Raw genomic sequence first — 21,973 nt, 5'->3', positions numbered from 1 at the left:
TTCTCCTTATTCGGCCGGTTGCCGCGCCTGGGCGACGCCGGGCGCCGGGGTGATGCCGGCCGTGCGGATCGGACCTTCGCGCAGGTTGCCCTGGGCCGTTTCGGGTTCGCGCACCATCAGGCGCAGGATGTAATAGGTGCCCGCGCCGAACACCGCGAAATAGACCAGGATGAACGCCACCAGCGATGACGCCACCGCCGACGCCTGCAAGGGTGATGCGCTTTCGGCCGTCGTCAGCAGGCCATAGACGGTATAGGGCTGGCGCCCCACCTCGGTCGTGATCCAGCCGGCGACAACCGCGACGAACCCCATGGGCCCCATGACGATCGCTGCGCGTTGCAGCCATTCGGAAACATACAGCCGCCCGCGAAACCGCTGCACCGTGCCCCAGATGCCCAGCGCCAGCATCGCGAAACCAAGACCGACCATGACGCGGAAGCTGAAGAAAACCAAGGTGACCGGCGGTTCCTTGTCGTCGTCGATGGTATCCAGACCGTCCAGCGGTGCGTTCAGGTCGTGTTTCAGGATCAGCGACGACAGCTTGGGAATCTGAACGGCGTAATCGACGCGCTTTTCGTCCGGGTTGGGAATGCCGAACAGGATCAGCGGCGCGCCGTCGGGGTGGCTGTCGTAATGCCCCTCCATCGCCATGACCTTGGCGGGCTGGTGTTCCAACGTGTTGATGCCGTGAAAATCGCCGGCCGTGATCTGCAACGGTGCGGTGATCACGATCATCCACATCGCCATGGAGAACATCAGGCGCGCGGTCTTGTTCGCCGTGTCGCGCAGCAGATGATACGCCCCGGTCGCCCCGACGACCAGCGCCGTTGTCAGGAACGCGGCCAGAACCATGTGCGTCAGGCGATAGGGGAACGACGGATTGAAGACGATCTGCCACCAGTCTTCGGGAACGAACTGACCATCGGCATTCATGGCGTAACCCACCGGCGTCTGCATCCAGCTGTTCACCGACAGGATCCATGTCGCCGACATCAAGGTGCCGACCGCGACCATCAAGGTGGCGAAGAAGTGCAGCTTGGGGCCCACCTTTTCGCGCCCGAACAGCATCACGCCGAGGAACCCCGCTTCGAGGAAGAACGCGCTCAGCACCTCATAGGCCATCAACGGGCCGAGGATCGGGCCGGTCTTGTCCGAAAACACGCTCCAGTTCGTGCCGAACTGATACGACATGACGATGCCCGACACGACGCCCATGCCGAAGGCGACGGCAAAGATCTTTTTCCAGAACTGGAACACGCGCAGGTAAACCGCCTTGCCGGTGAACAGATGCAATCCGTTCAACACCGCGAGATAGCTGGCCAGGCCAATGGAAAACGCCGGAAAGATGATGTGAAACGCCACCGTGAAGGCGAATTGAAACCTTGCAAGATCCAGTGCTTCTATGCCGAACATCGCGTGCTCCTGTCCTTCGGTTGACCTGAACCTAGGTCGATCGGGCTGGGCGGGCAATGCGATGGGGCCGGCATACTGTCGCACTCCGGCGGGGCCGGAATTCGGCGGCGTGACATATTTATGTCAGCGGGGCCGCGGCAGGTGGATGGTGTGCCGCGTGGCTTTGACGCTCCCCGCGGGGCGGGCGAAGAGGGGAGGCTTGGCGCCCCCGGCCCTTCTGCTCGGGGGTCGGGGGTGCCGGGCGCCTTTGCGATACTGGCGGCGGGCGTCGCTGAAAGCCGCCGCCGTGACGTTCACATGGTCAGATTCGGGATGATCTGCTTCTTGCGCGACACGATGCCGGGCAGGATGACGCTGTCTTCACCGCATACGGTGGAAAAGCTGGCTTCGGCCAGTTTGCGCACCAGATCGTTTGGCACCAGCAGCGTTGCCTGTTCTTCCAAGATATCGACGACAAACAGCAGAACCTGATCGACGCCGTCTTCGCGGGCCACGGTTTCCATCGTCTTCATCAGGCCGTCCTTGCGGGCCAGCACGGTGTCGGGCGACGTGGTTTCCAGAACCGAGACGCGGAACTTCGTTTCGCCCAGCGCGAATTCCTTGGAATCCATCCGCAGCAGCTCGGCGTCGGAAAACGCCGATACGTCGGACTTGGCGGCGAACATTTCGGCGGCATAGGCGGGGATGGTGATCTCCAGCTCCTCGGCCAGCTGTTCGGCAAGCTCGCGGTCGCGGGCCGTGGTGGTCGGGCTGCGGAATTCCAGCGTGTCGGACAGGATGCACGACAGCATCGCACCCTTGATCTTGCCGGGCATCTTGGCGGCGTCGGCGCCCATGAGCTCGTGCATGATGGTGGCGGTGCAGGCCAGCGGGCGGATCGTGATGTCGATCGGCGCGCGCGTTTCCAGGCCGGCGACCAGGCGGTGATGGTCGATGATCGCGGTGATGTTGGCGTCATTGATGCCATCGGGCAGTTCGGCGGGGTTGTTGGTGTCCACGATCACCACGTCGGTATCGGCCGCGAGCGTTTCCAGCAACGCCGGCTTGTCCAGATCCCAGCGGTCCACGACAAAGGCGGCTTCGGTGTTCGGCTCGCCCAGCAGGCGTGCCTCGGCCGGCAGGCCCAGCACTTCGGACATGTACCAGGCCCAGATGATGGGCGATCCGGTGGAATCGGTGTCGGGGGATTTGTGGCCGAAAACGAGGGTGGTCATGCGTCACGATCCTGTGTTGCAGAAGGTCCGCGCCTTATAGGCAGGTGCGGGGCGGTTGTCACCCGAGCCGAAAGCGGATTTTCGCGACTGGCTTGCGACCGCCACCCGCGCTATCAGCGACGCCATGACCCGTCCGAAGGAAACCGAACTTTACGCGCCCGTGAAGACCTTTCTGGAAGGGCAGGGATACGAGGTGAAGGCCGAGGTCGGTCCGGCCGACGTGATGGCGGTGCGCGGCGATGAAGACCCGGTGTTCGTCGAGCTGAAGACCGGATTCACCCTGTCGCTGGTGCACCAGGGAATCGCCCGCCAGGGCCTGAGCGATTGGGTGTACCTGGCGGTGCCGCGCGGCAAGGGGCGGGCCGGCGGGCGGGCGGTGAAGGACAACACCGCGCTTTGCCGCCGGCTCGGGCTGGGATTTCTCAGCGTGCGTTTGCGGGACGGGCTGATCGAGGTGCACTGCGATCCGGCGCCCTATCGTCCGCGCCCGCAAAAACCGCGCCTGGGGCGCCTGTTGCGCGAATTCGCGCGGCGGACGGGCGATCCGAACGTCGGCGGGTCGACGCGTGTCGGCGTGGTGACGGCCTATCGCCAGGATGCATTGGCCTGTGCGCGATACCTGCGGGCGGGCGCGGCCAAGGGCGCGGTGGTCGCGGCGGCGACCGGGGTCGAGCGGGCGACGCGGCTGATGGCCGACGATCATTACGGCTGGTTCGAACGGGTTTCGACCGGCGTTTACACGCTGACGCCGAATGGGCGGGCAGCAGCGGCACAGGAAGGACACGGGGATGGCTGACATGGACGCGGCGCGGATGGCAGAGGTTCTGGGGCTGGATCCCGAGGACCGGTACTGGTTCTCGCTTGCGCGCATTGCCGAACACGATCGGATGTGGGTGATCCAGGGTGACGATGGCGTCTTGATGCCGGTGTCGCCCGACGGCTTCGAATACCTGCCGGTCTGGCCGGATCGCGGATTGGCACAGGCCATGGCGGATCTGAACCACCCGGGTGCGATGGCGTCCGAGATGGAGATCGAAACCTTCCGCGCGGAATGGCTGTGGGATCTGGCGGATGCCGCCATCAAGATCGCGGTCTGCCCCGGCGCCGACGGGGCCTTCCGCGAATGCGGCGCCGAGACGTTCATCACGACCCTGGAAGAAGAACGCCAGCGGGTTTGAAGCAGGCGTGCCGGATCGGGCGACGCGCGGAACGTTGGGGCGGGAGCCTCCGGCGGGAGCCTCCGGCGGGAGTATTTCGGTCGGTAAGAAGCCGGAAGGTTGGCAGCCGGACAGGACGGGGGCGGTGTTGCCGGGTCCGCCCGAGTCAGGAATGCGATGGCTGGCAGCCGGGGCTGTCACGGCTCAGGCAACCTTGCGCGGGGCAGAATGGTTGCTGGCAATCACGCGATTGCGGCCCTGTTCCTTGGCGCGATACAGCGCCTCGTCGGCAACTTTCATCAGTCGGTCAACCTTGTCGCCATCTTCGGGGAAGGCGGCCACACCGGCCGAGGCCGTGATTCGGGGCAGGACGGTGCCGCCATGGGCCAGTTCGAGGACCGCCAGCGATTCGATGAACCGTTCCGCGGCCCGGGTCGCATCGGCGAGTGACAGGCCGGGACAGAGGGCGACGAATTCCTCGCCGCCGATCCGGGCCGGTGCGCAGGCGCCGGTGAACTGGACGTCGAGCAGCATGGCGACTTCGCGCAGGACATGATCGCCCGCGTCATGACCATGGGCATCGTTGAACGTCTTGAAGTGATCGACGTCGAACGACACGATCGAGAGCGCCCCGGCGGTCGAGCGGGCGCGGTTCAGCTCACGTTGCGACGCCTCCATGAACCATCGGCGGTTCCAAAGGTTGGTCAGCGGATCGCGCATGGATTGATCCTGTAGTTCATGGCGAAGCTGGACGTTGGCGACCGCGAGGCTGATCTGCTCGGCGCAGAGCAGACCGACCTGCCAGCGTTGCTGGACGAATGTCTGGATCGATTCGCGCGACACCATGGATCGGTCGAAGGCGGAAAAGCAGAGATGCAGAAGGCCGATCGTCTGGCCGTGAGCGATGATCGGCAAACAGAAATATGGCGCCTCTTCGCCCGCGACATGAGAGCAGGCAAATTCGATGGCTTTCGTGCCGAACGCATAGGCGCGCCCGCGGCGCAGGGCCCAGCAATCCTCGGCGCCGATGTGATCATGGGCCTGGCCATCGCCCCAGCGAGTCGCCAGTTCAAGCGTGTCGCGCAGGTTCGAATAGATATACAGCTGTCCCTCGGCTTCGGGCAGGAGGGTCTGCATCGATTTCTTGACCACCATCAGCAGTTCATCCAGCGACTTGGCAGAGTAGAGCCATTCGCTGATCTGGCTGAGAAGGCGGCGTTCGTGCTGTCGGTGGGCTTCGGCCTCGGTCATTTCCAAGGCGTTCGCTTCCATCGCCTTGCGTTCGGTGATGTCGCGCGAAATCGACATGTTGTGGATGTGCCGCCCCGTGGCGTCGAACAGCGGGATCAGCTTTTTCTCGACCCATACCGGGTTGCCGGATTTCCGCATGTTCAGCAGTTCGACCTGCAGCGGTCGCCGTTCACGGAGGGCGCGCAGGACCTGTGCGGTCACGGCCGGATCGGTATCGGGGGCGTTCAACAGGTCTTCGGGCCGCTTTCCCGCGAAGTCGCCCAGGCGATAGCCATACATCCGCACGAAGCCTTCGTTCACCCAGACGACGGTATCGTCGGGATCGGTGAACAGGATCGCATCGGTCGTGTGTTCCAAGACGAGATCCGCGAAGTGCCGGGTCGCGTTCGGCATTGCGGCGACGGTGTCGTCTGGGGCGGCAGGGGCGGGTGATTTCGACATTGCGCGAACCGGGGGCAGCGCCGGGCGACAGGGCCGGCAGGTCTGTCTTAGCGCCGGGATGTTAATGGACCCTTGCGATCGGCACAAAGCGATCGGGATCACGCTTCAATCCTGTTGACACATCCGGTGACGCTCACTAGATGCCCTTTCGTTGGCACTCGCCTTGGGTGAGTGCCAAACCTATCAACCCCGAACGAAGGAGCGTTCAAAGATGGCATTCACACCGCTGCATGACCGTGTGCTGGTTCGCCGTGTCGAAGGCGAAGAAAAGACCAAGGGCGGTCTTATCATCCCCGACAACGCGAAAGAGAAGCCTGCCGAAGGTGAAGTCGTTGCCTGTGGCGCCGGTGCGCGCAAGGACAATGGCGAGCTGATCGAGATGGGCGTCAAGACGGGTGACAAGATCCTGTTCGGCAAGTGGTCGGGCACCGAAGTCACGCTGGATGGCGAAGAGCTTCTGATCATGAAGGAATCCGACATCCTGGGCATCATCGCCTGAGGCCTGTCGTCGATCCCTTTCCCTGAAACAACGAACATTCCAAGGAGAAGCTGAACATGGCTGCCAAGGACGTGAAATTCAACACCGAAGCCCGGAACAAGATGCTGAAGGGCGTCAACATTCTGGCCGATGCGGTGAAGGTGACCCTGGGCCCCAAGGGTCGCAACGTGGTTCTGGACAAATCGTTCGGTGCCCCCCGGATCACCAAGGACGGTGTGTCGGTCGCCAAAGAGATCGAGCTTGAGGACAAGTTCGAGAACATGGGCGCCCAGATGGTGAAGGAAGTCGCTTCCCGCACCAACGACGAAGCCGGCGACGGCACCACCACCGCGACCGTGCTGGCCCAGGCCATCATTCGCGAAGGCATGAAGTCGGTTGCCGCCGGCATGAACCCGATGGACCTGAAGCGCGGCATCGATCTGGCCGTGGCCAAGGTTGTCGAGCACATCAAATCCGCCGCACGCCCCGTCAACGACAGCGCGGAAGTCGCGCAGGTCGGCACCATCTCGGCAAACGGCGAGAAGGAAATCGGTCAGCAGATTGCGGACGCGATGCAGAAGGTCGGCAACGAGGGTGTCATCACCGTCGAGGAGAACAAGGGCCTCGAGACCGAGACCGATGTTGTCGAAGGCATGCAGTTCGACCGTGGTTACCTGTCGCCCTATTTCGTGACCAACCCCGACAAGATGGTTGCCGAACTGGAAGACTGCATGATCCTGCTGCACGAGAAGAAGCTCTCGTCGCTGCAGCCGATGGTGCCGCTGCTGGAATCCGTCATCCAGTCGCAAAAGCCCCTGCTGATCATCGCCGAGGACGTCGAAGGCGAAGCGCTGGCGACCCTCGTGGTCAACAAGCTGCGTGGTGGTCTGAAGATCGCTGCCGTCAAGGCGCCGGGCTTTGGTGATCGCCGCAAGGCCATGCTGCAGGACATCGCGATCCTGACCGGCGGCCAGGTGATTTCGGAAGACCTGGGCATGAAGCTCGAGAATGTCACGATGGACATGCTGGGCACCGCCAAGAAGGTCACGATCAGCAAGGACGAGACGACCGTCGTCGACGGCGCCGGCGAAAAGGCCGAGATCGAAGCCCGCGTGGCCCAGATCCGCAACCAGATCGAAGAAACCACGTCGGACTACGACAAGGAAAAGCTTCAGGAACGTGTTGCCAAGCTGGCCGGCGGCGTTGCTGTCATCCGCGTCGGTGGCATGACCGAAACCGAAGTGAAGGAGCGTAAGGACCGCGTCGATGACGCGCTGAACGCAACCCGCGCCGCGGTTCAGGAAGGTATCGTTGTCGGCGGTGGTGTCGCCCTGGTCCAGGGTGCGAAATCGCTCGACGGTCTGAAGGGTGAGAACAACGATCAGGACATCGGCATTTCCATCGTCCGCAAGGCCCTGGAAGCACCGCTGCGTCAGATCGCCGAAAACTCGGGCGTCGACGGTTCGGTCGTTGCCGGCAAGATCCGCGAAAGCGACGATCTGAAGTTCGGCTTCAACGCACAGACCGAAGAATATGGCGACATGTTCAAGTTCGGCGTCATCGACCCGGCCAAGGTGGTGCGTCATGCGCTGCAGGACGCCGCGTCGATCGCGGGTCTGCTGATCACCACCGAAGCGATGGTGGCCGACAAGCCGCAGAAGGATGGTGGCGGCCATGGCGGCGGCGACATGGGCGGCATGGGCGGCATGGGCGGCATGATGTAAGCCAGCCCGGCTTCGCGAGACATCGCGGGGGCGTCCGAAAGGGCGCCCCCGTTTGCGTTCGGCCGGTGCGATGCCCGACTTAGATCATTTTCATGCGGGCCGCCGCCGTGTCGGGGGGAGGCGCGCAAAACTCAGCGCACCAGAAGCTCCAGCGGATCGTAGAGCGGCGCGCCGGTCGCCGCCCAGGCCGCGTCGGCCAAACTGTCCGGCTTGAAGCGCAGCGCGCGGATGTCGTCGCGGGTGACCCACCGGCGCCGGTTGACGACCCCTTCGGGGTCGCGCCACCCATCGTCCAGCACCCCCGCCACCAGCGTGCAGCGGAAATAGACGTCGACCTGATGAAAGCCGCGCCGCGGTTCGTGAAACTCGTTGACCAATGCCGGGGCTCCGACGGCGACGGTCAGGCCGGTTTCCTCGAAGATCTCGCGTTTCAGGTTGTCGGGCAGGGATGCGCCGGTTTCGACCCCGCCGCCCGGCGCGCACCACAGATCGCTCTGCCGGCCGGGAAAGGCGTTGACCAGCAACAGCCGATCCTCGTGCAAAAGCAGCGCGCGGACGGCAAGGCGGGGGGAACGGGACATCCACCCACTGTGCCGCTGCGTCGGGGATGCCGCAAGAGGGGATGCGGCGCCGCCCGGATGCGCTATACCCATCCCCATGCGTTTGATCCTTCTCCTTGCCCTGCTGCTGACGCCCGCCCTTGCGCGGGCCGATTGCGTTGTGCTGCTGCATGGTCTGGCCCGCGGCGCGGGATCGATGTCGGTGTTGGCGGGGCAGTTGCGGACCGCGGGATATGCCGTGGTGAACACCTCGTATCCCTCCACCGAGGCGACGATTGCCGAACTGGTGCCGCGCATCCTGCCCAAGGCCGTGGCGCGTTGTGGCGACGCGCGGGTGCATTTCATCACCCATTCCATGGGCGGCATCCTGGTGCGCGCCTGGCTGCAGGACAATCGCCCGGCACATATGGGGCGGGTGGTGATGATGGGGCCGCCAAATCACGGCTCCGAACTGGTCGATGCGTTCGGAGACCTCGAGCCGTTCGAATGGTTGAACGGACCCGCCGGCCTGCAACTTGGGACCGATCCCGATTCGGTTCCCAATGTCCTTGGCCTGCCGCGGTTCGAACTGGGCGTGATTGCCGGAAGCTCATCCTTCAACCCGCTGTATTCCAGGCTGATCCCGGGGCCGGATGACGGCAAGGTGTCGGTCGAATCGACGCGGCTGCAGGGGATGGACGATCATATCGTGCTGCCGGTGACCCACACCTTCATGATGATGAACTCGGAAGTCATCCGGCAGGCGATATATTTCCTGAAGAACGGCCGTTTCGACCGCTCGCACCCCTAGGCAGGGCGGATCCACCGGTTGACGTGGGCCATCTTGCGGCCCGTCCGTGCCTCGGCCTTGCCATAGAGATGAATCGCATTGGCCGGATCACGCGCCAGATCGGCGATCTGTGCGACGTCATCGCCCAGCAGATTGGTCATCACGATATCGGAGTGGCGCCGCGCATCGCCCAGCGGCCAGCCGGCGACGGCGCGGATGTGCTGTTCGAACTGGTCGATCACGCAGCCGTCCTGGGTCCAATGGCCCGAGTTGTGCACCCGCGGCGCGATCTCGTTCACGATCAGACCCGCGGGTGTCACGAACAATTCGACCCCCAGAACCCCGACATAGTCCAGCGCATTCAGTATGCGCCCGGCAAGCAACACGGCATCGGTCAGTTGCGCCGTGCTCAGCCGCGCGGGCAGGGTGGTGGTGTGCAATATGCCATCGCGATGCACGTTCTCGCCCGGATCGAAACAGGCGACTTGCCCATCGATACCCCGCGCGCCGATCACGGAAACCTCGTGGCTGAAATCGACGAACCCTTCCAGGATCGCGTCGGCGCCTTGCATGGCCGACAGGGCGTCGGCGGCGTCACCGGCGGCGTGCAGCCGCGCCTGCCCCTTGCCGTCATAGCCCAGGCGCCGCGTCTTCAGAATCGATGGTGTGCCGATCGCGCCCAGGGCGGCGTCCAAGTCATCGGCGGTGGTCACCGGCGCAAAGGGCGCCGTCGCCAGGCCCAGGCCGTTCAGAAAGGTCTTTTCCGTCAGCCGATCCTGCGACACGCGCAGCGCCTCGCGGCCGGGGCGGATCGGGCGCTGCGCCTCGATCAGGTCCAGGGCCGATGTCGGGATGTTCTCGAATTCATAGGTGACGACATCGACGGCATCGGCAAACCGGTACAGGGCATCCGCATCGTCATAGCCTGCCCTGACGTGAAAGTTCGACACGTGGCTGGCCGGACAATCGCCGGCCGGGTCATAGACGCAGACCTTGAACCCCAGGCGGGCGGCGGCAAGGGCCAGCATCCGGCCCAGTTGGCCACCGCCGAGAATACCGATCACGGCGCCGGGCTGCAGGACATCACTCATCACTCGGCCTTTCGGGAATCGAGGCCGACAGGGCGGCGCGCCAGTCGTCCAGCCGGGCGGCCAGTGCTGGATCGTTCAGCGCCAAAATCCCGGCGGCCATCAAGGCGGCATTCGCAGCGCCCGCCTCGCCGATGGCCATGGTCGCCACGGGAAATCCGCGCGGCATCTGGACGATGGAATACAGCGAATCGACCCCGCTCAGCGCCCGGGTCCGGATCGGCACGCCGATCACCGGCAGCCGCGTCTTGCTGGCCATCATCCCGGGCAGGTGTGCCGCACCGCCCGCACCGGCAATGATTACCTTCAACCCGCGCTCGACCGCTGTCCTGCCATAGTCCCAAAGCCGGTCGGGCGTGCGGTGGGCCGATACGATCCGCGCATCGTGGCCGATCGCCAGTTCGTCCAGCAGGTCCGCCGCTGCCCGCAGCGTCGGCCAGTCCGACTGGCTGCCCATGATTATCCCGACCTCGATCGTCATACCCGCTCCTCTTTGTCGGCGGCACTATAGGGGGGTTGCCGGATCTGGCAATGCAATGTCAACGGCGCGGCTTCAGCCCACCCGGTCCGGAGCCGTGCAAACCTTCCGGCTCGCGCGCAAGGGGGTGCCACAGCGGCGCGGCCGCAAGCGGACCGCCCGCTTTTTCTTGCTCCAAATACTCATCCGCCCTTTGCGTCAGGCGATGATGTCCGGGGTCAGCTCGTCCTCGATCCGCGCGATCCGGTCCTTCAGGGCCAGTTTCTGTTTCTTCAGACGCCGGATGGTCAGCGGTTCGGGCAACCCCCGATCCTCGATGGCGGCGATTGCCAGGTCCAGATCGCGGTGTTCGCGCTGCAACACGCCAAGCCTGATGCGCAGGATCTCGGCTGTTTCCATCTTGGCAGAGGCATTCATGTCGGACGTTCTTTCGTCGATGCGCCGGGGTTGCCGCAGGCTAGCGGGTTTGCGGACAAGCGCAAGCATGCAGCGCCGACAACCTTGCACATACGCGACAAGTTACCCATATCCTTGTGGACGGTCGCCATAACGGGGCCGCAATTATACAGCACAGTCGCTTCATGAAGGACGTGTCGATGACAAAGATGACCTTGGGGTCCCATCCCTTCCTGCTCGGGTTCGAACAGCTTGAACGGTTGGTCGAGCGCACGGCGAAATCAGATACCGGCGGGTATCCGCCCTATAACATCGAACAGACCAGCGCGACGGGATACCGGATCACGTTGGCCGTGGCCGGGTTCGGCGAGGATGATCTGTCGATCACCGTCGAGGACCGCCAGCTGGTGGTCAGAGGCCGTCAGGACGAATGCGACGATGACAGGATTTTCCTGCACCGCGGTATCGCGGCCCGTCAGTTCCAGCGCACCTTCGTGCTGGCCGACGGTGTCGAAATTGCCGGTGCACGGATCGAAAACGGGCTCTTGCACGTTGATCTCAACCGAGAGGTGCCCGAACCGGTCGTTCGAACAATAGAAATCTCGAAGGGCCGGACATGAAAGGGGTAAGGGAAATGGAAAACGAACAACAGATGCCGATGCACGACGGTGTGGACAACATCGTCTATGTCCGGTCCGTCAAGGTCGACGAACTGCCCGACGATGTTCAGGAGCAGGCCGCCGGACTGGATCATATCTATGCGGTCCACAACACCGAGGGCGATCGATTGGCCCTTGTGCGCGATCGCCAGCTTGCATTCATCGTTGCCCGTCAGAACGACATGGCACCGGTCAGCGTTCACTGATTTCACGGGCCCGGACACCGAAGTGTCCGGGCCTTTTTCATGTGGTCCCGGCTACGAAGGCTGCCGGTCGGGTGCTGTCATGACGCACGATGATCTCGATCATCCGGCCGGATGTGCGGGGGCGGCGCGCGCGAAATACCGCACCGTCATGAACAGCCCGCCGATCAGCATCCCCGGCAGAATGAAGATGTTGAACACGAACACGGCCAGCAGGGCGACCAGCGCCGAAATCAGGTCGTCGGCCCGGTTCCAGACGTTGACGGCCAGTTGGCGGTAATCGTCGATGGCACCGATGGAGAGGGAAAAGCCGCCGCCCTCATCGCCCGGCGTCTCGGCATCAAGGCTTTGGGTGATCTCGGCAATCACGGCGCGGTTCACGGCATAGGTGTTGTCGGTCAGGTGACCGGCCAGTTGTGATGCCCCGACCAGTGCGATGGGCAGCGCAAGTCCCAGGAACGCGCCATACCACGCCAGCCGCCGGGGCAACGCGCGCGGCCGTGCCCGCCCCCGCGCGATATTCGCCACCAGCCAGAGCGCGGCCGCCGCGCCCATCATCCCGAACCCCACCGCACTGACCGGGCCCAGCGCGACCGACAGGATTCCCGTCGTCACCATGATGCCGAACACCAGGCCCGCGATGCGTTCGATCGTGTCGTCGATGGGCTCGAGCACCTTCATCGGTTGGGCCGAGCCCGAGGCAATGAAGCCGACGCCGACCTCAAGCTCCTGCGCGGTGGACAGGAAGGCATTCAGCGTCCTGAGCGTCACATACGTGGCGGCCGCGGTGGTCGCGACCGTCTGGGTATAGTCTTGCGCGCGCCGGGTCAGCGGGTTGTCGCGATAGCTGACGGCGCCCCAAGCCGACACGGCGATCAGCCCGATCAGCATCAATGCCACGACGACAAGGCGGGTTTTACGCGGCTGGGCGGTGTCGGTCATGGTCATGGTCCCCTGTTTTGCGGGACCATAGACGCGGGCGGGGGGCGGCGGAAGATGCCGACGCCCCGCACCGGCGGGTGTCAGCCGTCGATCCGGATCGCGGCGTTGGTCGGGTCATAGGGGCTGTCTTCGGTCACCTCGGCGTCCCAGAGCTCGCGGAACATGCGCACCTTTAGCCGCGTGCCGGGTTCCGCCAGATCGGGGCGGACGTATCCCATTGCGATCGAACGCCCGAAGGCGACCGACCAGCCGCCCGATGTCAGGCGTCCGACGCGGGTATCACCGCGATACAAGGCCTCGCGCCCCCAGGGGCTGGCGCCTTCCGGCCCGTCGACCAGGAACGTCACGCAGCGCGAGCGGATGCCGGTCGCCGCCATCGCCTGCTTGCCCCGGAAGTCCTTCGCCAGATCGACGAAGCGATCCAGACCGGCCTCGAGCGGGGTCGCGTCGCGTCCCAGTTCGGTGCCGAAGGCGCGATAGGATTTTTCCTGCCTCAGCCAGTTCTGCGCCCGCGCGCCGACCAGTTTCAGACCGTGGGGTTCGCCCGCGTTCATCAGCCGGTCGAACAGGTAATTCTGCATCTCGATCGGATGGTGCAGCTCCCATCCCAGCTCGCCGGTATAGGCGACGCGGATCGCGCGCACGGGGCACATGCCCAGTTCGATGTCGCGCATCGACAGCCAAGGGAACCGCTTGTTCGACAGGACCGTGGCGGGATCGGCGTCGCGCACCAGGTCGTTCAGCACGGCGCGCGATTTCGGGCCGGCGATGGCGAAGACGCCCCATTGCGTTGTGACATCCTGAACGTCGATCCGGCCGAAATCGGGTTCGCGATCCTCGACCGCCTTCAGCAGGTAATCGGCGTCATAGGCCGTCCAGGCGCCGGCCGAGATCAGGTAATAATCGTTCTCGGCCAGGCGGACGATGGTGTATTCGCTGCGCGTCGTCCCGGCGTCGGTCAAGGCATAGGTCAGGTTGATCCGGCCCACCTTGGGCAGTCTGTTGGTGGTGAACCAGTCGAGGAACGTGGTCGCCCCCGGCCCCTTGACCCGGTGCTTGGTAAACGCCGTGGCGTCGATCAGCCCTGCGCCGGTGCGGATCGCCTCGGCTTCGGCCACCGCATGGGGCCACCAGCCGCCATGGCGAAAGCTGCGCGCGGCGTGGTCGTCGAACCCGGCGGGGGCGAAGTAATTCGGCCGCTCCCAACCGTTCACCTGGCCGAACTGTGCGCCGCGGGCGGCCTGCCGGTCATAGGCCGGCGAGGTGCGCAGGGGCCGGGCGGCGGAGCGTTCCTCGTCCGGGTGGTGCAGGATATAGACGTGTTTATACGCCTCTTCGTTCTTCTTCACCGCGTATTCGGTGGTCATCCAGTCCTGACCGAACCGTTTCGGATCCAGCGACGCCATGTCGATCTCGGCCTCGCCGTCGACCATCAGTTGGGCTAGGTAATGGCCGGTGCCACCCGCCGCAGTGATGCCAAAGGAAAACCCTTCGGCCAGCCACATGTTGCGCAGCCCCGGCGCCGGACCCACCAGCGGATTGCCATCGGGGGTGTAACAGATCGGGCCGTTGAAATCGTCCTTCAGCCCGCAGTTTTCCGATGACGGGATGCGGTGGATCATCGACATGTATTCCTCTTCGATCCGGTCCAGATCGAGGGGGAACAGATCGGCGCGGAAGCTGTCGGGCACGCCATAGGCGAACCGCGCCGGCGCGTTCCGCTCATAGGGGCCGAGGATCCAGCCGCCCCGTTCTTCGCGCACATACCATTTGGCGTCGGCGTCGCGCAGGACGGGATGCTGGGGATTGGTCTTGCGCCATTCGACCAGCGCGGGGTCCGGTTCGGTGACGATGAACTGATGTTCCACCGGGATCGCGGGCATCTTGATGCCCAGCAGGCGCGCCGTGCGTTGCGCATGATTGCCGGTGCAGGTGACGACATGTTCGGCGTGGATCACCTGCGTTTCTTCGGACGGCACCAGGTTGCCGCCCTTTTCCACCATCTTCGTCACGGTGACGTCCCAGTGATCGCCGGTCCATGCGTATCCATCCACCTGCCAGCGGCGTTCGATGGTGGCGCCGTGCTGGCGTGCGCCCTTGGCCATAGCCTCGGTCACGTCGGCGGGGTTGATATAGCCATCGGTGGGGTGGAAGATCGCGCCTTCCAGGTCTTCGGTCCTGACCAGCGGCCAGCGGTCCCTGATCTGCGCCGGGGTCAGCCATTCGAACGGCACGCCGCAGGTTTCGGCGGTGGTCGCATAGAGCATGTATTCGTCCATGCGCGCCGTGCTTTGGGCCATGCGTAGGTTGCCGACGACCGAAAATCCGGCGTTCAGCCCGGTTTCGGCCTCAAGCGTCTTGTAGAGCTTGATCGAGCGGTCGTGGATATGCGTCGTGGCGTAGGACATGTTGAAATAGGGCAGCAAGCCTGCCGCGTGCCACGTCGACCCCGCAGTCAGCGCGTCGCGTTCCAGCAACATCACGTCGGACCATCCCGCCTTCGCCAGATGATAGGCCACCGATGCCCCGACAGCACCGCCGCCGACAACCAGAGCTTTGACATGGGTCTTCATGGGCGGGATCCTTTCGCGCGACTGCGGCCACTGTGCAGGACGCATGGAACGCGCGCGCGCAGGTGCCGACGCAACAGCGTCAAAAACCGACCTGAACCTGATCGCGGCCACGAAAAAGGGGGGCAAATGCCCCCCTATCGTATCACGTCAGATGTCTGTTTCGATCACCGGTCGTTTTCGGCCATCCAGGCGTCGACTTCGTCACGGGCCTGTTCCTTGGTCTTGCCGTACTTTGCTTGGATCTTGCCTTCCAGCTTGTCACGCTCGCCGGCGGCTTCGTCCAGTTCGTCATCGGTCAGTTCGCCCCATTTCGCCTTGGCGCTGCCCTTCATGACCTTCCAGTTACCTTTGACTTGATCCCAATTCATAACGCGTTCCTCTTTGTCAATTCGACGCTGGTGCGTCCTTGGGCGATCAACACGCGGTGCGGTGTTTGGTTCCCCCACACATTCGTCGGGCGGACGATCCTTTTTCTTGTGAGAATCAATGTATAACGGTACCGTTATGAAAATAGAGCCAAAGTGAATTTCACGAATGCGTATTGTGCGCCTGATCGCCGATTTCCGGCTGACTGAATTACGTCTGAACCGAAGCCTGACGTTCGGTGCACCCTTGGAACAAACGGTGCACCTGACGCGCCATGCGTCCGATTTGATGGACCGTATCGAGGGCCTGGCGCCCGAATGCGAAGCCGAGTTGCGCGCCAAGGTCGATTTCTTCCTGCATCGGGCGCGCGCACGGGTGGCGGGATCGCAGGCATTTCGCGATTTGCGGATCGCGCTGGACCTGCTGGCCGGCAAGTGCATCAGGCGGTCGTGTTGTGAACCGGCCGCCGTCGCGCGCGAGCGTGAACTGATCGACCGGATGCTGAACCGGACGACCGATGCGTCCGCGATCGGCGATATCGTGAACGGCGCGACGATCCGCTGTTCGCTGTACAGCCCGGATCACCAAGTCATGGCATTTTCACGTCCCAACGCCATCTTCTATACGCTGCCACGGCGCAAGATCATCGGCCGCCACATCGCTGAACTCGTCGGCAGCCACCGGTACCTGACGCGGGCGCGCGGCCGGATGGAAAGGGCGATGGGCGGCGAGCGGCAGCTTTACACCTATCCGCTCGACCTGCCCGGGATCGGGTTGAGGGTGATGGAGTGCGAGATGGCGCCAATGCGCGCAAGCGACGGTGCGACCGCCGGAATCGTGATGATGCTGGACGACGTCAGCGAACGCTTCGGCCTCTGAGCCGGCGCTCACAACATCCCTGGCAACACCAGGTCCGGCGGGCGGTGGCCGTCGGCGAAGGTCTTGATGTTGACGATCACCTTCTCGCCCATCTCGATCCGCCCTTCCACGGTGGCAGACCCCATGTGCGGCAGCAGCACGACGTTGGACAGGGCGCGCAGTTGCGGGTTGATCTCGTGGCCACGTTCGAACACGTCCAGCCCGGCGCCCGCGATCTCGCCGGCGCGCAGGCCGCGGGTCAGTGCGTTCTCGTCGATCACCTCGCCGCGCGAGGTGTTCACGATCACTGCGGTCGGCTTCATCAGCTTCAGGCGGCGCGCGTTCATCAGATGGAACGTGGACGGCGTATGCGGACAGTTGACCGAAAGCACGTCCATCCGGCTGACCATCTGGTCCAGGCTTTCCCAATAGGTCGCGCCCAGATCGTCCTCGACCGAGGAACGCAGGCGCTTGCGGTTGTGGTAATGGATCTGCATCCCGAAGGCGCTGGCCCGTCGCGCGACGGCCTGGCCGATCCGTCCCATCCCCAGGATCCCCAGGCGCCGCCCGCCGATCCGCCCGCCCAGAAACGCCGTGGGCGCCCAGCCGCCCCAATCGCCCGATTGCATGGCGGCCAGGCCTTCGGGAATCCGCCGCGTCACCGCCAGGATCAGGGCCAGCGTCATGTCGGCGGTATCGTCGGTGACGACGCCGGGCGTGTTCGACACCAGGATGCCCCGTTGGCGTGCGGTCGCCACGTCCAGCCGGTCGACCCCCGCGCCGTAATGGGCGATCAGCTTCAGCCGCTCGCCGGTCTGAGCCAGCAGCGCGGCATCGATCCGGTCGGTCACCGTGGGCACCAGAACGTCGGCATGGCGCACCGCATCGGCCAGTTCATCGCGCCCCATGGGCGTGTCGTCTGAGCGCAGCTTGACGTCGAAAAGTTCGGACATCCGGGTTTCCACCACCTCGGGCAACCGTCGCGTAACGACAACACTCAGGCGCTTTGATGGCATGGTCGGGTCTCCATTCTTTTCTTCGTTGTGCAGTCCTTGCAAGGTGCCGTGTAACGGGGCGGGCCGCAAGTGCGGCTGACAGATCCCGGCGCCGGAAATCCCGGCGGATCCAAGGGGCAAAATCAGGCAAGTCGTTCTTTGAACGGGCAGGTGGACATGATCTACATTCAAACGGTTTTTCGCGCGGTTCCCGCCGCTTTCTCGACACTTGTGCCGCTGGTGGCGCTGATGGTGTCGCTTGTCGGCGGCGCGGCACATGCCGAAGTGAAGCGGGGGCAGGTGACGAACCTGCCGATTCCGCGCTTTGTTTCGATGAAGGCGACGGAAGGCAACGTGCGGCGTGGGCCGTCGCTGTCGCATCGCATCGACTGGGTCTATCGGCGCAAGGATCTGCCGTTGCGCATCACCGCCGAATTCGGCCATTGGCGCCAGGTGCGCGATATCGACGGCGCCGGCGGCTGGGTGCATTATTCGCTGTTGTCGGGGGTGCGCACCGTGATCGTCGAGTCGGCGAGCACGAATCTGATGGCCCGGCCGCAGAGCGATTCCCACGTCGAGGCGATTGCGGAAAAGGGCGTGATCGCGCGGCTTGGCGCCTGCACGGTCGAATGGTGCGAGATCCGCAAGGATGGCCACAAGGGGTGGGTCCAGAAGACCGCGCTGTGGGGTGTGATGGCGGACGAAGTGCGCGACTGACCATCCGTCTTGTATCGCCCCGGTGCAAAGGCTAGCACCACAGAATGTCGAACGATCCCGCCCATACCCGCCTGAACCAATCCGCCGGCCTTGCCGCGGTCGCCGTCGCGGTTGTTCTCGTGCTTGCGAAGATTTGGGCGTTTTCCACCACCGGGTCGTTGTCGGTCGCCGCGTCACTGGCGGATTCGGGGATGGACCTGATCATGTCGCTGGGCGCGCTTGCGGCGATCACCTATGCCGCGCGCCCGCCCGACGAGGATCACGCGTTCGGTCACACGTCGGCCGAAGACCTGGCCGCGCTTGTCCAGGCGCTGTTCATCCTGACGTCCGCCGGGCTGATCGCGGTCGCCGCCCTGGTCCGGCTTTGGCGCGACACGCCCGCGCCGCTGACGCGCGAGGGCGACGGGATGATCGTCATGGTGCTGTCGCTGATCCTGACGCTTGGCCTGATCCTCTGGCAGGGGCGGGTGGCGCGGCGCACGTCCAACCGCGTCGTGCGCGCCGATCAGATGCATTATCTCGGTGACCTGATCCCGACGGTCGGCGCGCTTCTGTCTCTCTGGGCGTCGTCGGCATTCGGTCTGACGCAGGTCGATTCCCTCGTTGCGCTGGGGGCGGCGATCTTTCTGGCCGTCGGTGCCGTGCGGATCGGGCGCGGCGCCTGCGACGCGCTGATGGACCGGGTCGCCGATCCGTCCATGGTTGCCGGGATCGAAGCAATCGTGCGGGACTGGCCCGGCGTCCATGGCTTTCACGATCTCAAGACACGCACCGCGGGAAGCGTCGTCTTCGTCAATCTGCATATCGAGTTGGACGGACACCAAAGCCTGGAAGAGGCCCATGCCATCGGCGCGGCGCTGCGCCGGGCCATCCTGACGCAATATCCGCGCTGTGACGTGATCATTCACAAGGACATCTGGCGCGGCGATACCTGAACCGATTGCCGGTCGGGGCGCGGTTTACCTCAGCGTCCCGCCGGTGGAACGGCAACGGGCGGCCGCAGAACGACCGCCCGTTTTCCTCATCGTGCGCAACGCGGCCAAAGGGGCGCGCGATCTGCATTCGCAGGCGTGGTGATCACATCGGGGGCATCAGCACCGCGTCGATGACGTGGATCACGCCGTTGCTGGCTTCGATATCCGCCGCGGTCACGTTCGCCTCGTTCACCGTGACGCCGCCTTCGGTGTTGATCGTGACGTCGCCGCCCTGAACCGTGGTGGCCATCATTCCATTGCTCAGGTCACCCGACATGACGGCGCCGGGAACGACATGATAGGTCAGGATTGCCGTCAGCTGGTCCTTGTTTTCGGGCTTCAGCAGGTCTTCGACGGTGCCTTCGGGCAGGGCGGCAAAGGCGTCATCGGTCGGTGCGAACACGGTGAACGGGCCATCGCCCTTCAGGGTCTCGACCAGTCCAGCCGCTTCCAGCGCCGCCGCGAGTGTCGTGAAGCTGCCGTTGTCGACAGCGGTATCGACGATGTCCATCGAGCCGCCGGCCGCGAAGGCAGGCGATGCAAGGGCGGTGGCCGTGGCAAGTGCGACAAAGGTTCTGCGGATCATGGTGTTTCTCCCGTTTGGTGCTGCCGTTGTTGGCATCGGGTTCTCTACGGTCGTTTCACCGCGTCGGTTCACCGGCGAAATCCGCCACTGCGCCATGTTGAAGCCTTGACCGGCGGGGCGCGCGGCCTAAGCCGTGGCGGTTTCGCGCTTCCAGTCACGATTGTTTTATCTGTTGGGCGCGAAACCGCGGGGGCGGCGGCCACGTATCTTCAAGGAAGATGCCGAAACCAACGTGTTTCAGGCCGGAACGCTTTCGTGAGGCGGGATCGTTTGTGCCGCCAGGCGCGCGATATAGGTTACCAGAAGGCATCACTGTTCAGAGAAGGAGCCACCATGGCCGGACGATACAAGAGTGACCTGAACTGGTCCGACGTGACCCCGAAATCCGTGTTCATGAACCGGCGTCAATGGATGGCCGGTGCGGGTGCCGCGGGACTCGGGGCGATCGCCAGTCCGGCGTTGGCCCAGTTGAACGCAAGCCCGTCGGCATATTCCACGGATGCGCCGCTGAACACGCTGGAAGAGATCACGAACTATAACAACTTCTACGAGTTCGGCACCGGCAAGGAAGATCCCGCGCGCTATGCCGGCAAGATGGTGACCGATCCGTGGACGGTAAAGATCGACGGTCTGGTCGACAAGCCGGGTGATTACGGCTTCGACGACATCATGAAGGGCGTCGATCTGGAAGAGCGGATCTATCGCCTCCGCTGTGTCGAGGCGTGGTCGATGGTCGTGCCGTGGATCGGATTCGAACTGGCCGACCTGCTGAATCGGGTCGGCGTGCAGCCCGCGGGCAAATACGTCGCCTTCGAAACCGCGGTTCTGCCCGACGTGATGCCGGGATTGGCGCGCGGCTATCTCGACTGGCCCTATCGCGAGGGCTTGCGGCTGGACGAAGCGATGAACCCGCTGACGATTCTGGCCACCGGCCTGTATGACGAACCGATGCCCAACCAGAACGGCGCGCCCCTGCGCCTGGTGGTGCCGTGGAAGTACGGTTTCAAGTCGATCAAGTCGATCGTGCGGATTTCCGTCACCGAGACCGAGCCGCCGACAAGCTGGAACATGGCCAATGCCCGCGAATACGGGTTTTACAGCAACGTGAACCCCGAAGTCGACCATCCCCGCTGGAGCCAGGCGACCGAACGCAAGGTCGGTGGCGGGTTCTTCGCCAAGCGGGTCGAGACGCAGAAGTTCAACGGCTATGGCGACCAGGTGGCGTCGCTTTATGACGGCATGGATCTTCGGGCCAACTTCTGATGGCGCTGGCGCGACGCATAAACGGCGCGCTGCGACCCCTGCCGACATGGCCCATCTATGTCGTGCTGGGGGCGGTGCCGTTCTGGTGGCTTTATCTCGGGTTCACCGGCGGCCTGGGGGTCGAACCCATTCGCGCCCTCGAACATCGCTTGGGCGAGCTGGGCTTGCAGGTGCTGATCGCATCGCTTTGCATCACACCGCTTCGCCGCTTTTTCGGCATACACCTCATCAAGTTTCGCCGCGCGCTGGGCTTGATGGTGTTCTACCTGATCTCTCTGCACCTGTTGGTCTGGCTGGTGCTGGACGTCCAGTTGCCGGGCCAGATCTGGGCCGACATCGTCAAACGGCCCTATATCACGGTGGGCATGGCGGCGTTCCTGCTGCTGATCCCGCTGGCCGTGACATCCAATACCTGGTCGATCCGCCGGCTGGGGCCCAAGGCGTGGCAGCGGCTGCACAAGCTGGTCTATGTATCGGTGGTGCTTGGTGCGGTGCATTGGGTGATGCTGGTGAAGGGCTGGCAGATCGAGCCGCTGCTTTATCTCGGCGCGATCCTGTTCCTTCTCGCGCTGCGCTTGCCCAACCCGGCGGTCCTGCAGGCCGCGCGCGGCGAAAGCTGACTCGGCGGATTCGGGCATATCGGCCCGATCCGACTCGGGTCGTGCCGCAAAACCCGCCATCCTTACCCAACGGAAGTGCGCTCAAGCGGCTAAAAATGCGGGATTTGCTCCCTCAGCTGGACCTGCATCATGCTGATAAACAAAGATAAATCAAAATAACCAGAAAAGTTCCACATTTCTTTCAGAATCTGCTTGCGGGTATTGGGTGATAACCTTAGAACCCTCTTCACCGGCGGCGCTGACGAGGC

General features: G+C 64.0%; 24 protein-coding genes. 12 read left to right on the top strand and 12 right to left on the bottom strand.

The window, feature by feature from the left end:
- Positions 1-6: 6 nt before the first annotated feature.
- Together CFP68_RS14830 and CFP68_RS14825 are read right to left on the bottom strand one after the other, a co-directional pair.
- Positions 7-1,413, bottom strand: a complete 1,407-nt coding sequence (locus tag CFP68_RS14830; RefSeq protein WP_099827725.1) for a cytochrome ubiquinol oxidase subunit I — start codon at positions 1,411-1,413, stop codon at positions 7-9.
- A 293-nt stretch (positions 1,414-1,706) separates the two neighbouring features.
- Entirely contained in the window at positions 1,707-2,627 is a 921-nt protein-coding gene (locus tag CFP68_RS14825; RefSeq protein WP_099827724.1) for a manganese-dependent inorganic pyrophosphatase, read from the bottom strand.
- A 124-nt stretch (positions 2,628-2,751) separates the two neighbouring features.
- Here CFP68_RS14825 and CFP68_RS14820 point away from each other — a divergent pair, with 124 nt between their 5' ends.
- On the top strand, positions 2,752-3,423 hold the full coding sequence (locus CFP68_RS14820) for a DUF2161 domain-containing phosphodiesterase (RefSeq protein ID WP_099827850.1): 672 nt from the start codon (positions 2,752-2,754) through the stop codon (positions 3,421-3,423).
- A complete protein-coding gene (locus CFP68_RS14815) occupies positions 3,416-3,805 on the top strand; it encodes a DUF2750 domain-containing protein (protein ID WP_158234183.1) in 390 nt (129 codons plus the stop codon). Before CFP68_RS14820 ends, CFP68_RS14815 begins: the two co-directional genes overlap by 8 nt.
- A 183-nt stretch (positions 3,806-3,988) precedes the next feature.
- Here CFP68_RS14815 and CFP68_RS14810 read toward each other — a convergent pair whose 3' ends face one another.
- Positions 3,989-5,392, bottom strand: coding sequence for a sensor domain-containing diguanylate cyclase (locus tag CFP68_RS14810; RefSeq protein ID WP_158234182.1), 1,404 nt, complete (start codon positions 5,390-5,392; stop codon positions 3,989-3,991).
- 295 nt (positions 5,393-5,687) lie between these two features.
- Between CFP68_RS14810 and CFP68_RS14805 the strand changes: the two genes are divergently transcribed.
- Both CFP68_RS14805 and groL read left to right on the top strand, forming a co-directional pair.
- The gene (locus CFP68_RS14805; protein ID WP_099827721.1) at positions 5,688-5,975 is read left to right on the top strand and encodes a co-chaperone GroES; all 288 of its coding nucleotides are present in this window, start codon (positions 5,688-5,690) and stop codon (positions 5,973-5,975) included.
- Between the two features lie 56 nt (positions 5,976-6,031).
- Positions 6,032-7,678, top strand: a complete 1,647-nt coding sequence (gene groL / locus CFP68_RS14800) for a chaperonin GroEL (RefSeq protein ID WP_099827720.1) — start codon at positions 6,032-6,034, stop codon at positions 7,676-7,678.
- Positions 7,679-7,809: 131 nt separating this feature from the next.
- On the opposite strand, the gene CFP68_RS14795 is transcribed toward groL, so the two are convergent.
- A complete protein-coding gene (locus CFP68_RS14795) occupies positions 7,810-8,259 on the bottom strand; it encodes an NUDIX domain-containing protein (protein WP_099827719.1) in 450 nt (149 codons plus the stop codon).
- 76 nt (positions 8,260-8,335) lie between these two features.
- On the opposite strand from CFP68_RS14795, the gene CFP68_RS14790 reads away from it, so the two are divergent.
- On the top strand, positions 8,336-9,028 hold the full coding sequence (locus tag CFP68_RS14790) for an esterase/lipase family protein (protein WP_099827718.1): 693 nt from the start codon (positions 8,336-8,338) through the stop codon (positions 9,026-9,028).
- On the opposite strand, the gene CFP68_RS14785 is transcribed toward CFP68_RS14790, so the two are convergent.
- The 3 genes from CFP68_RS14785 to CFP68_RS14775 form a co-directional block, all read right to left on the bottom strand.
- On the bottom strand, positions 9,025-10,098 hold the full coding sequence (locus CFP68_RS14785) for a 5-(carboxyamino)imidazole ribonucleotide synthase (RefSeq protein WP_099827717.1): 1,074 nt from the start codon (positions 10,096-10,098) through the stop codon (positions 9,025-9,027). The two genes, CFP68_RS14790 and CFP68_RS14785, sit on opposite strands and share 4 nt — an antisense overlap.
- The gene (gene purE, locus CFP68_RS14780) at positions 10,091-10,576 is read right to left on the bottom strand and encodes a 5-(carboxyamino)imidazole ribonucleotide mutase (RefSeq protein WP_099827716.1); all 486 of its coding nucleotides are present in this window, start codon (positions 10,574-10,576) and stop codon (positions 10,091-10,093) included. The genes CFP68_RS14785 and purE overlap by 8 nt, the downstream gene beginning before the upstream one ends.
- Before the next feature lie 195 nt (positions 10,577-10,771).
- The gene (locus tag CFP68_RS14775) at positions 10,772-10,990 is read right to left on the bottom strand and encodes a YdcH family protein (protein WP_099827715.1); all 219 of its coding nucleotides are present in this window, start codon (positions 10,988-10,990) and stop codon (positions 10,772-10,774) included.
- Positions 10,991-11,169: 179 nt separating this feature from the next.
- Here CFP68_RS14775 and CFP68_RS14770 point away from each other — a divergent pair, with 179 nt between their 5' ends.
- Together CFP68_RS14770 and CFP68_RS14765 are read left to right on the top strand one after the other, a co-directional pair.
- On the top strand, positions 11,170-11,589 hold the full coding sequence (locus tag CFP68_RS14770; protein WP_099827849.1) for an Hsp20 family protein: 420 nt from the start codon (positions 11,170-11,172) through the stop codon (positions 11,587-11,589).
- Positions 11,590-11,603: 14 nt separating this feature from the next.
- Positions 11,604-11,834 (top strand): DUF1150 family protein, encoded by a 231-nt coding sequence (locus CFP68_RS14765; RefSeq protein WP_241524111.1) that lies wholly within the window; start codon positions 11,604-11,606, stop codon positions 11,832-11,834.
- A 99-nt stretch (positions 11,835-11,933) separates the two neighbouring features.
- On the opposite strand, the gene CFP68_RS14760 is transcribed toward CFP68_RS14765, so the two are convergent.
- The 3 genes from CFP68_RS14760 to CFP68_RS14750 all read right to left on the bottom strand — a co-directional run bounded on the left by CFP68_RS14760 (position 11,934) and on the right by CFP68_RS14750 (position 15,714).
- Complete coding sequence (locus tag CFP68_RS14760) at positions 11,934-12,779, bottom strand: hypothetical protein (RefSeq protein ID WP_099827714.1); 846 nt, start codon at positions 12,777-12,779, stop codon at positions 11,934-11,936.
- Positions 12,780-12,853: 74 nt separating this feature from the next.
- Positions 12,854-15,346 carry a GcvT family protein gene (locus CFP68_RS14755; protein WP_099827713.1) on the bottom strand — a complete coding sequence of 831 codons (2,493 nt, stop codon included), beginning with the start codon at positions 15,344-15,346 and terminating at the stop codon, positions 12,854-12,856.
- A 164-nt stretch (positions 15,347-15,510) separates the two neighbouring features.
- Positions 15,511-15,714 (bottom strand): CsbD family protein, encoded by a 204-nt coding sequence (locus CFP68_RS14750; RefSeq protein ID WP_099827712.1) that lies wholly within the window; start codon positions 15,712-15,714, stop codon positions 15,511-15,513.
- A gap of 166 nt (positions 15,715-15,880) precedes the next feature.
- Between CFP68_RS14750 and CFP68_RS14745 the strand changes: the two genes are divergently transcribed.
- Entirely contained in the window at positions 15,881-16,591 is a 711-nt protein-coding gene (locus CFP68_RS14745) for a PAS domain-containing protein (protein ID WP_099827711.1), read from the top strand.
- Between the two features lie 8 nt (positions 16,592-16,599).
- On the opposite strand, the gene CFP68_RS14740 is transcribed toward CFP68_RS14745, so the two are convergent.
- Positions 16,600-17,586, bottom strand: coding sequence for a 2-hydroxyacid dehydrogenase (locus CFP68_RS14740; RefSeq protein WP_099827847.1), 987 nt, complete (start codon positions 17,584-17,586; stop codon positions 16,600-16,602).
- Positions 17,587-17,742: 156 nt separating this feature from the next.
- Here CFP68_RS14740 and CFP68_RS14735 point away from each other — a divergent pair, with 156 nt between their 5' ends.
- Both CFP68_RS14735 and CFP68_RS14730 read left to right on the top strand, forming a co-directional pair.
- Complete coding sequence (locus tag CFP68_RS14735; protein WP_169961481.1) at positions 17,743-18,282, top strand: SH3 domain-containing protein; 540 nt, start codon at positions 17,743-17,745, stop codon at positions 18,280-18,282.
- 44 nt (positions 18,283-18,326) lie between these two features.
- On the top strand, positions 18,327-19,217 hold the full coding sequence (locus tag CFP68_RS14730) for a cation diffusion facilitator family transporter (protein ID WP_099827710.1): 891 nt from the start codon (positions 18,327-18,329) through the stop codon (positions 19,215-19,217).
- Between the two features lie 142 nt (positions 19,218-19,359).
- On the opposite strand, the gene CFP68_RS14725 is transcribed toward CFP68_RS14730, so the two are convergent.
- Positions 19,360-19,842, bottom strand: a complete 483-nt coding sequence (locus CFP68_RS14725; protein WP_099827709.1) for a fasciclin domain-containing protein — start codon at positions 19,840-19,842, stop codon at positions 19,360-19,362.
- 333 nt (positions 19,843-20,175) lie between these two features.
- Between CFP68_RS14725 and msrP the strand changes: the two genes are divergently transcribed.
- On the top strand, positions 20,176-21,105 hold the full coding sequence (gene msrP / locus CFP68_RS14720; RefSeq protein WP_099827708.1) for a protein-methionine-sulfoxide reductase catalytic subunit MsrP: 930 nt from the start codon (positions 20,176-20,178) through the stop codon (positions 21,103-21,105).
- Positions 21,105-21,725: a protein-methionine-sulfoxide reductase heme-binding subunit MsrQ gene (gene msrQ, locus CFP68_RS14715; protein ID WP_099827707.1), complete on the top strand. Its 621-nt coding sequence runs from the start codon at positions 21,105-21,107 to the stop codon at positions 21,723-21,725. Before msrP ends, msrQ begins: the two co-directional genes overlap by 1 nt.
- Positions 21,726-21,973: the final 248 nt, after the last annotated feature.

Source organism: Oceaniglobus indicus, from assembly GCF_002751875.1.
In the GTDB taxonomy this organism is placed as follows: domain Bacteria; phylum Pseudomonadota; class Alphaproteobacteria; order Rhodobacterales; family Rhodobacteraceae; genus Oceaniglobus; species Oceaniglobus indicus.
Note: the sequence above shows the minus strand (reverse complement) of the source record. Positions and strands in the feature narration are given on the sequence as shown.

Coding starts and splice junctions, on each gene's coding strand:
- CFP68_RS14830 (WP_099827725.1), bottom strand. CDS start 1,413: ATGTTCGGCATAGAAGCACTGGATCTTGCAAGGTTTCAATTCGCCTTC.
- CFP68_RS14825 (WP_099827724.1), bottom strand. CDS start 2,627: ATGACCACCCTCGTTTTCGGCCACAAATCCCCCGACACCGATTCCACC.
- CFP68_RS14820 (WP_099827850.1), top strand. CDS start 2,752: ATGACCCGTCCGAAGGAAACCGAACTTTACGCGCCCGTGAAGACCTTT.
- CFP68_RS14815 (WP_158234183.1), top strand. CDS start 3,416: ATGGCTGACATGGACGCGGCGCGGATGGCAGAGGTTCTGGGGCTGGAT.
- CFP68_RS14805 (WP_099827721.1), top strand. CDS start 5,688: ATGGCATTCACACCGCTGCATGACCGTGTGCTGGTTCGCCGTGTCGAA.
- groL (WP_099827720.1), top strand. CDS start 6,032: ATGGCTGCCAAGGACGTGAAATTCAACACCGAAGCCCGGAACAAGATG.
- CFP68_RS14795 (WP_099827719.1), bottom strand. CDS start 8,259: ATGTCCCGTTCCCCCCGCCTTGCCGTCCGCGCGCTGCTTTTGCACGAG.
- CFP68_RS14790 (WP_099827718.1), top strand. CDS start 8,336: ATGCGTTTGATCCTTCTCCTTGCCCTGCTGCTGACGCCCGCCCTTGCG.
- CFP68_RS14785 (WP_099827717.1), bottom strand. CDS start 10,098: ATGAGTGATGTCCTGCAGCCCGGCGCCGTGATCGGTATTCTCGGCGGT.
- purE (WP_099827716.1), bottom strand. CDS start 10,576: ATGACGATCGAGGTCGGGATAATCATGGGCAGCCAGTCGGACTGGCCG.
- CFP68_RS14775 (WP_099827715.1), bottom strand. CDS start 10,990: ATGAATGCCTCTGCCAAGATGGAAACAGCCGAGATCCTGCGCATCAGG.
- CFP68_RS14770 (WP_099827849.1), top strand. CDS start 11,170: ATGACAAAGATGACCTTGGGGTCCCATCCCTTCCTGCTCGGGTTCGAA.
- CFP68_RS14765 (WP_241524111.1), top strand. CDS start 11,604: ATGGAAAACGAACAACAGATGCCGATGCACGACGGTGTGGACAACATC.
- CFP68_RS14760 (WP_099827714.1), bottom strand. CDS start 12,779: ATGACCATGACCGACACCGCCCAGCCGCGTAAAACCCGCCTTGTCGTC.
- CFP68_RS14755 (WP_099827713.1), bottom strand. CDS start 15,346: ATGAAGACCCATGTCAAAGCTCTGGTTGTCGGCGGCGGTGCTGTCGGG.
- CFP68_RS14750 (WP_099827712.1), bottom strand. CDS start 15,714: ATGAATTGGGATCAAGTCAAAGGTAACTGGAAGGTCATGAAGGGCAGC.
- CFP68_RS14745 (WP_099827711.1), top strand. CDS start 15,881: ATGCGTATTGTGCGCCTGATCGCCGATTTCCGGCTGACTGAATTACGT.
- CFP68_RS14740 (WP_099827847.1), bottom strand. CDS start 17,586: ATGCCATCAAAGCGCCTGAGTGTTGTCGTTACGCGACGGTTGCCCGAG.
- CFP68_RS14735 (WP_169961481.1), top strand. CDS start 17,743: ATGATCTACATTCAAACGGTTTTTCGCGCGGTTCCCGCCGCTTTCTCG.
- CFP68_RS14730 (WP_099827710.1), top strand. CDS start 18,327: ATGTCGAACGATCCCGCCCATACCCGCCTGAACCAATCCGCCGGCCTT.
- CFP68_RS14725 (WP_099827709.1), bottom strand. CDS start 19,842: ATGATCCGCAGAACCTTTGTCGCACTTGCCACGGCCACCGCCCTTGCA.
- msrP (WP_099827708.1), top strand. CDS start 20,176: ATGGCCGGACGATACAAGAGTGACCTGAACTGGTCCGACGTGACCCCG.
- msrQ (WP_099827707.1), top strand. CDS start 21,105: ATGGCGCTGGCGCGACGCATAAACGGCGCGCTGCGACCCCTGCCGACA.